At 66.8% G+C, this 13,474-nt stretch carries 11 protein-coding genes; 8 read left to right on the top strand and 3 right to left on the bottom strand.

Annotated elements, in window-relative coordinates; translation table 11 throughout:
* Positions 1–210: 210 nt before the first annotated feature.
* Complete coding sequence (gene trxB / locus AC1RAA_RS16300; RefSeq protein ID WP_062481027.1) at positions 211–1,161, bottom strand: thioredoxin-disulfide reductase; 951 nt, start codon at positions 1,159–1,161, stop codon at positions 211–213.
* A 180-nt stretch (positions 1,162–1,341) separates the two neighbouring features.
* On the opposite strand from trxB, the gene AC1RAA_RS16295 reads away from it, so the two are divergent.
* The 8 genes from AC1RAA_RS16295 to AC1RAA_RS16260 all read left to right on the top strand — a co-directional run bounded on the left by AC1RAA_RS16295 (position 1,342) and on the right by AC1RAA_RS16260 (position 10,653).
* Positions 1,342–2,016 carry a Crp/Fnr family transcriptional regulator gene (locus tag AC1RAA_RS16295; RefSeq protein ID WP_062481025.1) on the top strand — a complete coding sequence of 225 codons (675 nt, stop codon included), beginning with the start codon at positions 1,342–1,344 and terminating at the stop codon, positions 2,014–2,016.
* Positions 2,017–2,111: 95 nt separating this feature from the next.
* Positions 2,112–4,562 (top strand): DNA translocase FtsK, encoded by a 2,451-nt coding sequence (locus AC1RAA_RS16290; protein ID WP_062481035.1) that lies wholly within the window; start codon positions 2,112–2,114, stop codon positions 4,560–4,562.
* 184 nt (positions 4,563–4,746) lie between these two features.
* Positions 4,747–5,388 carry an outer membrane lipoprotein periplasmic chaperone LolA gene (gene lolA / locus AC1RAA_RS16285; protein WP_307587047.1) on the top strand — a complete coding sequence of 214 codons (642 nt, stop codon included), beginning with the start codon at positions 4,747–4,749 and terminating at the stop codon, positions 5,386–5,388.
* Between the two features lie 26 nt (positions 5,389–5,414).
* Positions 5,415–6,707 carry a replication-associated recombination protein A gene (locus AC1RAA_RS16280; protein ID WP_139703237.1) on the top strand — a complete coding sequence of 431 codons (1,293 nt, stop codon included), beginning with the start codon at positions 5,415–5,417 and terminating at the stop codon, positions 6,705–6,707.
* A gap of 228 nt (positions 6,708–6,935) precedes the next feature.
* On the top strand, positions 6,936–7,865 hold the full coding sequence (locus AC1RAA_RS16275) for a branched-chain amino acid ABC transporter permease (RefSeq protein WP_062481019.1): 930 nt from the start codon (positions 6,936–6,938) through the stop codon (positions 7,863–7,865).
* 13 nt (positions 7,866–7,878) lie between these two features.
* A complete protein-coding gene (locus tag AC1RAA_RS16270; RefSeq protein WP_062481017.1) occupies positions 7,879–9,087 on the top strand; it encodes a branched-chain amino acid ABC transporter permease in 1,209 nt (402 codons plus the stop codon).
* Positions 9,088–9,104: 17 nt separating this feature from the next.
* A complete protein-coding gene (locus AC1RAA_RS16265; protein ID WP_056572293.1) occupies positions 9,105–9,878 on the top strand; it encodes an ABC transporter ATP-binding protein in 774 nt (257 codons plus the stop codon).
* Between the two features lies 1 nt (position 9,879).
* Positions 9,880–10,653 (top strand): ABC transporter ATP-binding protein, encoded by a 774-nt coding sequence (locus tag AC1RAA_RS16260; RefSeq protein ID WP_172438340.1) that lies wholly within the window; start codon positions 9,880–9,882, stop codon positions 10,651–10,653.
* Positions 10,654–10,717: 64 nt separating this feature from the next.
* Here the strand turns inward: AC1RAA_RS16260 and AC1RAA_RS16255 are convergent, their stop codons facing one another.
* Together AC1RAA_RS16255 and AC1RAA_RS16250 are read right to left on the bottom strand one after the other, a co-directional pair.
* Entirely contained in the window at positions 10,718–11,176 is a 459-nt protein-coding gene (locus AC1RAA_RS16255) for a (2Fe-2S)-binding protein (RefSeq protein WP_056572291.1), read from the bottom strand.
* Between the two features lie 11 nt (positions 11,177–11,187).
* Positions 11,188–13,383, bottom strand: coding sequence for a xanthine dehydrogenase family protein molybdopterin-binding subunit (locus AC1RAA_RS16250; protein ID WP_492731272.1), 2,196 nt, complete (start codon positions 13,381–13,383; stop codon positions 11,188–11,190).
* Positions 13,384–13,474 lie beyond the last annotated feature (91 nt).

Raw genomic sequence — 13,474 nt, 5'->3', positions numbered from 1 at the left:
CAGGGTGTTTTACAGCTTGACCTCGCCAGAAACGGGTGGCGGTACCCCGGATTTGCCGCAACCCGACTCCCGGTGGGAGGTAGGCCCTGTTTCGGCAAAGCCTCGGATTATAGCCCTTTCGGGCTCAGCGAGGCCGGGGACCATCGCAGATACGGGAAATCCGGTCGCGCTGGCCGGTGGCCGGCGCCCCGTTCCCCGTGGGGATAGGCCTCAGTGCTCTTCGAGGAAGCGTTGCGCGTCCAGGGCGGCCATGCAGCCCGTGCCGGCGCTGGTGATGGCCTGGCGGTAGATGTTGTCCTGCACGTCGCCGGCCGCGAACACGCCGGGCACGCTGGTCATCGTCGCGAAGCCCTTCAGGCCCGAGCGGGTCAGGATGTAGTTGTCCTTCATTTCCAGCTGGCCCTGGAAGATGTCGGTGTTCGGGTGATGGCCGATCGCGATGAAACAGCCCTTGAGCGTGATCTCTTCGGTCGCGCCGGTCTGCGTGTTCTTGATGCGGATGCCCGTCACGCCCGTGCCGTCACCGAGCACCTCGTCGAGCTGGTTGTGCAGCTTCAGCACGATCTTGCCTTCGGCTACTTTTTCCATGACCTTGTCGATCAGGATCGGCTCGGCGCGGAACTTGTCGCGGCGATGCACGAGTGTGACCTTGTTTGCAATGTTGGAGAGGTACAGCGCCTCCTCGACGGCCGTGTTGCCGCCGCCGATCACACAGACCTCCTGCTCGCGGTAGAAGAAGCCGTCGCAGGTCGCGCAGGCGGAGACGCCGCGGCCCATGAACTTCTCTTCGGAATCCAGGCCCAGGTACTTGGCCGATGCGCCCGTGGCGATGATCAGCGAGTCGCAGGTGTAAGTGCCGCTGTCGCCCGTGAGCGTGAACGGGCGCTTGCTCAGGTCGACCTTGTTGATGTGGTCGAACACGATCTGCGTCTTGAAGCGTTCGGCGTGCTCGAGAAAGCGTTGCATCAGCTCCGGGCCCTGCACGCCGTGCACGTCGGCCGGCCAGTTGTCGACCTCGGTGGTGGTCATGAGTTGACCGCCTTGCGCGATGCCCGTGATGAGCAAAGGCTGGAGGTTGGCGCGTGCGGCGTAGACGGCGGCGGTGTAGCCGGCCGGGCCGGAGCCCAGAATGAGAACCTTGGCGTGTTGGGGTGCGGACATGAGTAGAAAACCTAGGATGGACGCTGCGGCAGCGTGTACATTTTCAGGGTGGTAGCGATACGTGGGGAGTATCACCGCCCGGTTCAACACCGGGTGCACGGTGTTTTCAATGCGCGCGATTGTAGTAATCCATGGGCTCAGCATCAGGATCACATCGCGCGCTGTTTCAGGGATTGATTAATGTCGATGCTGTCCAACCTTGAATTGCTTCGGCGCGTTCCATTGTTCGCGTCGTTGACGGCCTCGCAGTCCGCAAGCATTGCGGATGCGATCATCAAGAAGCGCTTCAAACGCGCCGAGGTCGTCGTGGAGCAGGGCAAGAAATCCGATGCGCTGTACATCATCCTGACCGGCCGCGCCCGCGTCACGAGCGCCGACAGCCGTGGCCGCGAGGTGATCCTGGCCACGCTGCACCCCGGCGACTACCTCGGCGAGATGAGCCTGATCGACGACGAGCCGCATTCGGCCACCGTGCGCACCGAAATCCAGTGCGACGTGCTCATGCTGGGCCGCGACGCCTTCGCGCGCTGCCTGCCCGAGAACTCCTCGATGGCCTACAACATCATGCGCGGCCTGGTGCAGCGCCTGCGCCACGCCGACCGCAAGATCGAGTCGCTGGCGCTGATGGACGTGTACGGTCGCGTCGCCCGCGCGCTGCTCGAGTTCGCCAGCCAGGATGGCATGGGCAACCTCAAGGTCCGCGACAAGATCTCCCGCCAGGACCTGGCCAAGATGGTCGGCGCGTCGCGCGAAATGGTGAGCCGCGTCATGAAGGACCTGGAAGAGCGCGGTTTCGTGCAGTCCCAGGAAGACGGCTCGGTGATCATCAAGGACCGGCTCCTGACGCTGACCTGAGCCCATAGGCCGGGCGCTTTCGGCGTCCACGGCCTTTTGTTGTAGTGTTCGGGGCGGCCGGCCTGCGTTTTTTCGGGCCGGGCGCCGTGCTTTTCATGACCTATTCGCTCCATACGCTTCAATCGTCCTCTTCTTCTTCCGCTGCCGAAGGGCAACCCGTGCGCCTGCGCGCCCTGCGCTTCGCCCACGAAATCACCTTGATCGCCGGGTTCGCAGCCCTTCTGTTCTGGCTGCTGGCGATGCTGAGCTTCACCCCGTCCGATGCCGCCTGGTCGACCTCGGGCACGGGCGGTGAGATCAAGAACTGGGGCGGCCGCATCGGCGCCTGGCTGGCCGATGGCAGCTACTTCCTTGCCGGCTATTCCGTCTGGTGGTGCCTTGCGGCGGGCCTGCGCGCGTGGCTCTCGTCGCTGGCCGGCTGGCTGCGCGGCGGCGAACCGACGCCGGCGGTCGAACAGCCCCCGCGCGGTCGCTTCAACCGCAGCCGGCTGGCTTTCTGGTTCGGCCTGGTCCTGCTGCTGTGCGCGAGCGCGGTGCTCGAATGGTCGCGCCTGTACCGCCTCGAATCGCACCTGCCGGGTTCGGGCGGTGGCGCCCTGGGCTACCTCGTGGGACCGGCGAGCGTGCGTTGGCTGGGCTTCACGGGCTCGGCGCTGGTCGCCATCGCCGGCGGCGTGATCGGTTCGGCGCTGGTGTTCCGTTTCTCCTGGAGCCTGATCGCCGAGCGCATCGGCGCGCGGGCTTATTCGTTGTTCGAGTCGCGCCGTGAAAAGCGCGAAATGGCCGCCGACATCGCCATGGGCAAGCAGGCCGCACGCGAACGCGCCGGCGACGAGGAAGAGCTGGCGCCCGCGCCGCGCGCCAAGAAAATGCGCCCCAGCAAGGAGGCCGCGTTCGGCGACGCCGGCCCTCTCGAGCCGAGCTTCGACGACGAAGAGGAAGAAGTCGCGCCCAAGCGCCGCCCCGCATCGCCGCCCGTGCAGATCGAGCCCGCGATGACCGAGGTGCCCCGCAGCGATCGCGTCGTCAAGGAGCGCCAGAAGCCGCTCTTCAAGGAACTGCCCGACAGCAAGCTGCCGCAGGTCGACCTGCTCGACGCCGCGCTGGTGCGCCAGGAAACGGTGTCCTCCGACACGCTCGAGATGACCTCGCGCATGATCGAGAAGAAGCTCAAGGACTTCGGCGTCGAGGTGCGCGTGGTGCTCGCCTCGCCCGGCCCCGTCATCACGCGCTACGAGATCGAGCCCGCCACCGGCGTCAAGGGCTCGCAGATCCTCGGCCTGGCCAAAGACCTGGCGCGTTCGCTCTCGCTGGTGTCGATCCGCGTGGTCGAGACCATCCCGGGCAAGAACTACATGGCGCTCGAGCTGCCGAACGCCAAGCGCCAGTCGATCAAGCTCAGTGAAATCCTGGGCTCGCAGGTCTACAACGAGGGCAAGTCGATGCTCACGATGGGCCTGGGCAAGGACATCATCGGCAACCCCGTGGTGGCCGACCTCGCGAAGATGCCGCACGTGCTGGTGGCCGGTACCACCGGTTCGGGCAAGTCGGTCGGTATCAACGCGATGATCCTGTCGCTGCTCTACAAGGCCGAGGCACGCGACGTCCGCCTGCTCATGATCGACCCGAAGATGCTCGAAATGTCGGTCTACGAAGGCATCCCGCACCTGCTGGCGCCCGTGGTCACCGACATGCGCCAGGCGGCGCACGGCCTGAACTGGTGCGTGGCCGAGATGGAGCGCCGCTACAAGCTCATGAGCAAGCTCGGCGTGCGCAACCTGGCCGGCTACAACACCAAGATCGACGAAGCCAAGGCGCGCGAGGAGTTCATCTACAACCCCTTCAGCCTCACGCCGGACGATCCGGAACCGCTCAAGCGCGAGCCGCACATCGTGGTCATCATCGACGAGCTGGCCGACCTGATGATGGTGGTCGGCAAGAAGATCGAAGAGCTGATTGCCCGCCTTGCGCAAAAGGCCCGCGCCGCCGGCATCCACCTGATCCTGGCCACGCAGCGCCCCAGCGTCGACGTGATCACCGGCCTCATCAAGGCCAACATCCCCACGCGCATCGCGTTCTCGGTGGGCTCCAAGATCGACAGCCGCACCATCCTCGACCAGATGGGCGCCGAGGCGCTGCTGGGCATGGGCGACATGCTCTACATGGCCAGCGGCACGGGCCTGCCGATCCGCGTGCACGGCGCCTTCGTGAGCGACGAGGAAGTGCACCGCGTGGTGGCCTACCTCAAGAGCCAGGGCGAGCCCGACTACATCGAAGGCGTGCTCGAAGGCGGCACGGTCGATGGCGACGGTGACGGCGACCTGCTCGGCGGCGGCGACGGCGAAAAGGACCCGATGTACGACCAGGCGGTCGAGGTCGTGCTCAAGAACCGCAAGGCCAGCATCTCGCTGGTGCAGCGCCACCTGAAGATCGGCTACAACCGCGCCGCGCGCCTCGTCGAGGACATGGAAAAAGCCGGCCTCGTGAGCGCCATGAGCGGCAGCGGCCAGCGCGAGATCCTCGTGCCCGCGCGCCAGGCGGAGTGACCCGCCGGCGCACCATCGACGACGACCCCCATCACCACCGCGCCAGGACTGGTTACGTGCTGAGAGGCAATTTGCAAACGCGCACCAGTGCCGCTGCAAATCTTCATCAAAGCCTACAGATGCCGGCATCTGCGGCGGGTAGTGTCGATGGACATCGCAGCAACGTTTTTCCGAGGAATCCCCCATGAAGAAAACCCGCCTCTGGCTGTTGGCCGGCCTGATCTGCACGGTGGCCGGCAGTGCCTGGGCCGACGGGCTCGAAAGCCTCGAAGCCTTCGTGAAGACCGTCAAGTCCGGCCGCGCCGAGTTCACCCAGACCGTGACGGCCCCGCCGCGCGAGGGCCAGCCGGGCCGCGTGAAGACCTCGACCGGCACCTTCGAATTCCATCGCCCCGGCAAATTCAAGTTCGACTATCGCAAGCCCTTTGCCCAGAGCATCGTGGCCGACGGCAAGACGCTCTGGCTCTACGACGCCGATCTGAACCAGGTCACGCAGCGCACCCAGGCGCAGGCGCTGGGTTCGACGCCCGCCGCGCTGATTGCCTCCGCCGCCGACCTGCGCGCCCTGCAGGCCGATTTCGCGCTGGAAGCCGCGCCCGAGCGCGACGGCCTGCAGTGGGTCAAGGCCACGCCGAAGAACAAGGACGGCCAGCTGCAGAGCGTGATGGTCGGCTTCCAGGGTGACGCGCTCGCGGCCCTCGAGATCCTGGACAGCTTCGGCCAGCGCTCGGTGCTCAAGTTCAGCAAGGTCGAGGTGAACCCGGCCTTGCCCGCCAGCACCTTCGACTTCAAGGCGCCCGCGGGTGCCGACGTGCTCAAGCAGTAATCACCCTCAGCAGGACAGTCCCCGGTTTGGCCCCGCGCACCCACCAGCCCCTCGCCGAGCGCCTGCGTCCCAAGACGCTCGGCGAAGTGATCGGCCAGCAGCACCTGCTCGGTCCGGGCATGTCGCTGCGCATCGCCTTCGAGTCGGGCCAGCCGCACTCCTGCATCCTCTGGGGGCCGCCGGGCACCGGCAAGACCACCATCGCGCGGCTCATGGCCGACGCCTTCGACGCGCAGTTCCTGAGCATCAGCGCGGTGCTGGGCGGCGTGAAGGACATCCGCGAGGCGGTCGAGCAGGCCACGGCCGCGCGCGACGGGCTCACGCAGCAGCGCACCATCGTCTTCGTCGACGAGGTGCACCGCTTCAACAAGAGCCAGCAGGACGCGTTCCTGCCGCACGTCGAGTCGGGCCTGTTCACGTTCATCGGCGCGACCACCGAGAACCCGTCGTTCGAAGTCAATTCGGCCTTGCTGTCGCGGGCGGCGGTGTACGTGCTGCAGTCGCTCAACGAAGGCGACCTGAAGCAGATCGTCGCCAAGGCGCAAGCGATCCAGGCGGTTCCGGCCATCGACGAGGCGGCCATCGACCGCCTGGTCGCCTACGCGGACGGCGACGCGCGCCGCCTGCTCAACACGCTGGAGACGCTGGCGGTTGCGGCCGGCGCCGAGAAGCTCACGAACATCACCGACGAGTGGCTGCTGCGCGTGCTCGGCGAGCGCATGCGCCGCTACGACAAGGGCGGCGAGCAGTTCTACGACACCATCAGCGCGCTGCACAAATCGGTGCGCGGCAGCGACCCCGACGCCGCACTCTACTGGTTCGTGCGCATGCTCGACGGTGGCGCCGACCCGCGCTACATGGCGCGCCGCCTGGTGCGCATGGCCAGCGAAGACATCGGCCTGGCCGATCCGCGCGCGCTGCGCCTGGCGCTCGATGCGGCCGAGGTCTACGAGCGCCTGGGTACCCCCGAAGGCGAGCTGGCACTGGCGGAATGCGTGGTCTACCTGGCCATCGCGCCCAAGTCCAACGCGGTCTACAAGGCCTACAACGCGGTGCGCGCGCTGGTGAAGAAAGACAGCACGCGCCCGGTCCCGATGCACCTGCGCAATGCGCCGACCAAGCTCATGAAGGAGCTCGACTACGGCAAGGGGTACCGCTACGCGCACGACGAGGAGGGCGGTTTCGCCGCCGGCGAGCGCTACCTGCCCGAGGGCCTGGAAGGCCAGGTGTTCTACGAACCGGTCGAGCGTGGACTCGAAATCCGCATCGCGGAAAAGCTGCGCGAACTGCGTCGCCTCAACACAAATTCAGATCGCTGATACAGGTTTGCGCATCTGCATGACTTCACGCGCATACAGCATGAAGTGAGCGGGTAAACCCCGGTCATCCCGCCCCAAAACAGCGCCGGGGCGTGTCTACAATCCCGCCCACCAAATCTGCCGGCGACACATGTTGGCTGGTTTTTTGCTTGTCAAGCCAGTGGCGCCAAACCGGTGCCTCGGTAGGTGAATGGCACCCGCAAGGTGCAACACATAGGGAATCGCGTTATGGAAATATTGCTGCAGCAGATCATCAACGGTCTGGTTCTCGGCAGCATGTATGCCTTGATAGCCTTGGGCTACACCATGGTGTACGGCATCATCAATCTGATCAATTTTGCGCACGGTGAAGTGCTGATGGTGGGGGCGCTCACAAGCTGGACCATCATCGGGCTCATGAAGGACGGAATGCCCAACACACCGGGCTGGCTGATCCTCTTCGTTGCGCTGATCATTGCCTGCGTCGTCGCGGCAAGCCTCAACTTCGTGATCGAGAAAGTGGCCTACCGGCCGCTGCGCAACAGCCCCAAGCTCGCACCGCTCATCACCGCCATCGGCGTGTCGATCCTGCTGCAGACGCTGGCCATGATCATCTGGAAGCCCACCAACAAGGCGTATCCCAACCTCCTGCCGACCGACCCCATCCACGTGGGCGGCGCCGTGATCTCGCCCACGCAGGTCATGATCCTCAGCGTCACGGCGTTCTCGCTCGTGATCCTGATGTGGCTGGTCAACTACACCAAGCTCGGCCGCGCGATGCGCGCCACCGCCGAGAACCCGCGCGTCGCGGCGCTCATGGGCATCCGGCCCGACATGGTCATCTCGGCCACCTTCATCATCGGCGCCGTGCTCGCGGCCATCGCCGGCGTGATGTACGCCTCCAACTACGGTATCGCGCAACACGCGATGGGCTTCCTGCCCGGCCTCAAGGCCTTCACGGCGGCCGTGTTCGGCGGCATCGGCAACCTGGCCGGCGCGGTGGTCGGCGGCATTCTGCTCGGCCTCATCGAGGCCATCGGCTCCGGCTACATCGGCACCCTCACGGGTGGCGTGCTGGGCAGCAACTACAGCGACATCTTCGCTTTCATCGTGCTGATCGTGATGCTCACGCTGCGGCCTTCGGGTCTGCTCGGCGAGCGCGTGGCGGACCGGGCCTGAGGAGCAGCACACCATGAAGAACAGCAAGAACCTCGCGCTCTACATCCTCGGCGTGGTCGCCGTGCTGGCGCTGCCGATCCTGTTGCAGACCCAGGGCAACGCCTGGGTGCGCATCGCCGACATCGCATTGCTCTACGTGATGCTCGCGCTCGGCCTGAACATCGTGGTCGGCTATGCCGGCCTGCTCGACCTCGGCTACGTGGCCTTCTTTGCGGTCGGCGCGTACCTCTACGCGCTGATGGGTTCGTCGCACCTCTCGGACACCTTTCCGTGGTTCAAGGCGATGTTCCCGAACGGGCTGCACACCTCGCTCTTGATCGTGGTTCCACTCGCGCTGGTGGTGGCCGGGGTGCTCGGCGCGATGCTGGGGGCGCCCACGCTGAAGCTGCGCGGCGACTACCTCGCGATCGTCACGCTCGGCTTCGGTGAAATCATCCGGGTGTTCCTGAACAACCTGGACCAGCCGATCAACATCACCAACGGGCCGAAGGGCATCACGGCGATCGACTCCATCAAGTTCTGGGGGCTGGACCTCGGCAAGGCGTGGAAGTTCGACGGCTTCACGATCTCCTCGGTCACGCTGTACTACTACCTGTTCCTGGCGCTGGTGGTGGCCACCATCATCATCTCGCACCGCCTGCAGATCTCGCGCATCGGCCGCGCCTGGATGGCCATCCGCGAAGATGAAATCGCTGCCAAGGCGATGGGCATCAACACCCGCAACATGAAGCTGCTGGCCTTCGGCATGGGCGCCAGTTTCGGCGGCGTGTCGGGCGCGATGTTCGCAGCCTTCCAGGGCTTCGTGTCACCCGAGTCCTTCAGCCTGATGGAGTCGGTGATGATCGTCGCCATGGTCGTGCTCGGCGGCCTCGGGCACCTGCCCGGCGTCATCCTGGGCGCCGTGCTGCTGGCCGCGCTGCCCGAAGTGCTGCGCTACGTGGCCGGCCCGCTGCAGGCGATGACCGACGGCCGCCTCGACGCGTCCATCCTGCGCCAGCTGTTCATCGCGCTGGCCATGATCGTCATCATGCTGATGCGCCCGCGTGGCCTGTGGCCGTCGCCGGAACACGGCAAGACGCTGACCAAGAAGAACGGCGCGCCCGTCGACCCGACCCATGCGGCCGTGGCGCCCGGAACGCTCCAGACCCACGCACCGGGCATCGACAGCCCCGCTGACGAAGTGCCGGGTGCGGCATCGCGTCCCATGTCCATCAATCCGTGAGCCAAGGACACACAGACATGACGACAGACACCATCCTCGACGTTCGCGGCATCTCCAAGCGTTTCGGCGGGCTGCAGGCCCTCTCGGACGTGGGCATCACCATCAAGCGCGGCCAGGTCTACGGCCTGATCGGGCCCAACGGCGCCGGCAAGACGACCTTCTTCAACGTGATCACCGGGCTGTACACGCCCGACAGCGGCACCTTCGAACTGGCCGGCAAGCCTTACCAGCCGACGGCCGTGCACGAAGTGGCCAAGGCCGGCATCGCGCGCACCTTCCAGAACATCCGCCTCTTCGCCGAAATGACGGCCCTGGAGAACGTGATGGTCGGGCGCCACATCCGTACGCACTCCGGCGTGTTCGGCGCCATGCTGCGCACCAAGGGCTTCAAGGCCGAGGAAGCGGCCATCGCCAAGCGCGCGCAGGAGCTGCTCGACTACGTGGGCATCGGCAAGTTCGCCGACTACAAGGCGCGCACGCTGAGCTACGGCGACCAGCGCCGCCTCGAGATCGCGCGCGCCCTGGCCACCGACCCCCAGCTCATCGCGCTGGACGAACCGGCCGCCGGCATGAACTCGACCGAGAAGGTCCTGCTGCGCGAGCTCATCGACCGCATTCGCAAGGACAACCGCACGATCCTGATCATCGAACACGACGTCAAGCTCATCATGGGCCTGTGCGACCGCGTCACCGTGCTCGACTACGGCAAGCAGATTGCCGAGGGCAACCCGGTCGAGGTACAGAAGAACGAAAAGGTGATCGAGGCCTACCTCGGCACCGGAGGACACTGAGATGAGCACCGCAGAAGCAACGATGGCAACCGCGACGGCACCGGCCGCCGCCAAGGCCGCAGGCAAGAACCTGCTCAAGGTCCGTGGGCTGAAGGTGGGCTACGGCGGCATCCAGGCCGTGAAGGGCGTGGACTTCGACGTGTTCGAGGGCGAGCTGGTCTCGCTCATCGGCTCCAACGGCGCCGGCAAGACCACCACCATGAAGGCCATCACCGGCACGCTGCCGGCCGGCGCGGGCGACATCGAGTTCCTGGGCCGCAGCATCAAGGGCCGCGGCGCCTGGGACCTGGTGGGCGAGGGCCTCGTGATGGTGCCCGAGGGCCGCGGCGTGTTCACGCGCATGACGATCACCGAGAACCTGCAGATCGGCGCCTACATCCGCAACGACAAGGCCGAGATCGCCAGCGACATGGAGCGCGTGTTCGTGACCTTCCCGCGCCTGCGCGAGCGCAAGGACCAGCTGGCCGGCACGATGTCCGGTGGCGAACAGCAGATGCTGGCCATGGGCCGCGCGCTCATGGCGCGTCCGAAGGTGCTGCTGCTCGACGAGCCCACCATGGGCCTGTCGCCGATCATGTGCGACAAGATCTTCGAGGTGGTGCAGACCGTGGCGTCGCAAGGCGTCACGATCCTGCTGGTGGAGCAGAACGCCAACCGCGCGCTGCAACTGGCCGACCGTGGCTACGTCATGGAGTCGGGCCTCATCACGATGAACGGCGACGCCAAGGAACTGCTGCGCGACCCGCGCGTGCGCGCCGCCTACCTCGGCGAGTAAGCGCCGCAAGCGCCAACCGGCCAGCACCGCAGAGCGCGGTGGCTGGCCGTTTTTTCGTCTGGTCCTATCCCATCATCGCGGCGGCGGCCTTGATCGCCTCGCGGATGCGCCCGTAGGTGCCGCAGCGGCACACGTTCTCGATGGCGTCGATGTCGGCGTCCGTCGGGGTGCGGGTGCGGCGCAGCAGGTCGACCGCGGCCATGATCTGGCCCGGCTGGCAGAAGCCGCACTGCGGCACGTCCAGGTTCATCCAGGCCTGCTGCACCGGGTGCAGCGTGTTGCCGTTGGCCAGGCCCTCGATGGTCGTCACCTGGCGCCCGCGCACGTCGGACACGCGCACCGAGCAGGTCGTCACGGCCTTGCCGTCGACGTGGCAGGTGCAGGCCTTGCACACGTTGATGCCGCAGCCGTACTTCGGGCCGGTGATGCCGAGCTTGTCACGCAGCACCCACAGCAGCGCCAGGTCGTCGGGCGCTTCGACGTCGACGTTCTGGCCGTTCACCTTGAAAGATTGCACAGGCATGGCGGGTCTCCTCAGGCGGGGATCGGAACGTTGACGGGCGTGGGCAGCTTGCCCGGCGGGATCGGCGTGAAGTCGACCGGAAAGTTCAGCGGGAAGCTGCGCGGCTTGATGCCGGTGGCGCGCCCGTAGGCGTTGGCAATGGCGCCCGAACTCGCCGACAGGCCGACCTCGCCCAGCCCGCCGATGGCCTCGCCGTTGGCCGGCAGGATGATGATCTTCACGTCCTTCGGGTAGTGCTTCATGCGCGAGAAGTGGTACTGCGAGTAGCTGCCTTCCAGCGGCAGGCCGTTCTGGATGTGCAGCCCCGCCGACAGCACCAGCGCGATCGATTCGCACAGGCCGCCCTGCAGCTGCGCCTCGATACCCGAGGGGTTGATCGGCGTGCCGACGTCGATGGCGATGGTCGCGCGCACCACGCGGGCCTGCGCCGGCACGCGCGCGTCGATCTCGACGATGCAGGCCGTGAACGACTTCGACTCCTGGTGCACGCCCACGCCCTGCGCAAAGCCCGCCGGCATCGCCTTGCCCCATTGCGCGGCCTCCGCCACCGCCTTCAGCACCGCGCGGGCACGCGGCAGGCGCAGGTACTCGAGCCGGAAGGCGACCGGGTCCTTGCGCGCGGCGCGGGCCATCTCGTCGACCAGGATCTCTTCCACCAGCCGCGCGGGCTGGATGTGCACCGAGCGGTAGGAGCAGGTGTTCATGTCCATCGGCACGGGCGTCAGCAGCTTGGTCGTGACGCCGAAGTTGTACGGCGAGGTCACCATGGTCTTGAACATCACCTGCTCGATCGCGAAGTTGCCCACCGTCTGCGGGAAGGCGTTGGGCAGCGCGATGGCGGCGGCCTCGAGCATGTTGCCGAAGCCGTGGCGCGTGTCCAGCCGCACGCTGGCGATGCGCTGCTCGAAGGCGATGACCTGGCCCAGCAGCATCGTGGCGCGCGCCTTCTGGTAGATCGGCGGGCGGATGCGCGTGTGGCGCATGTCGTCGGTGCGGTGGTACATCAGGCGGCAGGGGCGCCCCAGCGCCTTCGACACCTGGATCGCCTGCAGCACCGGGTCCCAGAACAGGCGCCGCCCGAAGGAGCCGCCCGAGGGCACCGCATGCACGACGACCTTGTTCAGCGGCAGGCCCAGCTCGGCGGCCACCGCCTGCTGGGTGACGATGGGACTTTGCAGCCCGGCCCAGATTTCGGCGCGATCCGCTCGCACATCGGCAATCGCGCATTCGACTTCCATCGGGCAGTGCGCGGCCGGCGCGAACTCGAACTCGGCCTCGACCGTCAGCGCGCCCAGCGGCGGCAGTGCAAAGGGCAGCAGCGACGACTTCAGCTTGCGCATGATGGTGGCGTTCGACTCGCCGTCGAGCGGGCCGGCGGCCCAGGTCACGTCGAGCGCGTTCACGGCGGCCCAGGCCTGGCCGAAGGTCTCGGCCATCACCGCCACGCCGGGCGGCGTCGGCGTGATGCCGTTGGTGGCGGGAATCGGCACCACGCCGATCACGCCCGGCATGCCCATCACCGTGTTCAGGTTGTTGATGCCAACGAACTTGCCGTTGATGGTCGGCGGGCGCCGCACCATCGTCGGCTTGGCATTGGGCACCGCCTGGTCGAGCGTGAACTTCTTGCGCCCGGTGACGATGTCCAGCGCATCGAGCCGCGTCACGCGCTGGCCGACCACCGAAGGCGTCGAGCCCGAGAGCAGGCCGCCGAGGCCGCCCAGCACCGGCATGCCGGCGTGCATCGAGCGCACGCTCGACGAGCCGCCCGTGAGCTGGTTCCAGATCAGCTCGGGGCTCGCGTCGGCCGAGGTGACTTCGATGGCACTCAGCGGCAGGCGCAGCTTGTCGGCCAGCATCATGGCGCTGGCCGTGGCGATGCCCTGGCCCACTTCGAGGCGCGGCAGCGCCAGGCGCACGCGGCCGTCGCCGGTGTTCGTCACCTTCACCAGCGGCATGGTCGGCAGCGACGTGAGCGTGACCGCGTCGCCGATGTCGATCAGGTCGGTGGTGTCGGGCGGGGTCATGGGCAGCAGCGCAGCGACTGCAGAGGCGGGCGCTGTGAGGGCGCCGAGCCCGGCGATGCCGGCCGCCGCCGATGCCAGCGGCGCGGCCGTGGCGTAGCCCAGCACGTCGCGCCGGCGCAGGCCGCGCGCATCCCCGCCGTCGGGTCCGCGCGCGGGGCGCGGGTCCTTGTTCGAACGCTTCATCGTTGTCTCCTTGTTGTTTGGCGAACGCGGATGACTGTGGCACCATCGCCGCGCCGAAGATGTCGTTGCAACGACATTTCTTACGGACCCC

This window comes from Variovorax sp. GW823-FHT04F07, from assembly GCF_058795995.1.
Note: the sequence above shows the minus strand (reverse complement) of the source record. Positions and strands in the feature narration are given on the sequence as shown.

Excerpts from the sequence above, each read along its gene's own strand:
- trxB (WP_062481027.1), bottom strand. The coding sequence starts at position 1,161 with ATGTCCGCACCCCAACACGCCAAGGTTCTCATTCTGGGCTCCGGCCCG.
- AC1RAA_RS16295 (WP_062481025.1), top strand. The coding sequence starts at position 1,342 with ATGTCGATGCTGTCCAACCTTGAATTGCTTCGGCGCGTTCCATTGTTC.
- AC1RAA_RS16290 (WP_062481035.1), top strand. The coding sequence starts at position 2,112 with ATGACCTATTCGCTCCATACGCTTCAATCGTCCTCTTCTTCTTCCGCT.
- lolA (WP_307587047.1), top strand. The coding sequence starts at position 4,747 with ATGAAGAAAACCCGCCTCTGGCTGTTGGCCGGCCTGATCTGCACGGTG.
- AC1RAA_RS16275 (WP_062481019.1), top strand. The coding sequence starts at position 6,936 with ATGGAAATATTGCTGCAGCAGATCATCAACGGTCTGGTTCTCGGCAGC.
- AC1RAA_RS16270 (WP_062481017.1), top strand. The coding sequence starts at position 7,879 with ATGAAGAACAGCAAGAACCTCGCGCTCTACATCCTCGGCGTGGTCGCC.
- AC1RAA_RS16265 (WP_056572293.1), top strand. The coding sequence starts at position 9,105 with ATGACGACAGACACCATCCTCGACGTTCGCGGCATCTCCAAGCGTTTC.
- AC1RAA_RS16260 (WP_172438340.1), top strand. The coding sequence starts at position 9,880 with ATGAGCACCGCAGAAGCAACGATGGCAACCGCGACGGCACCGGCCGCC.
- AC1RAA_RS16255 (WP_056572291.1), bottom strand. The coding sequence starts at position 11,176 with ATGCCTGTGCAATCTTTCAAGGTGAACGGCCAGAACGTCGACGTCGAA.
- AC1RAA_RS16250 (WP_492731272.1), bottom strand. The coding sequence starts at position 13,383 with ATGAAGCGTTCGAACAAGGACCCGCGCCCCGCGCGCGGACCCGACGGC.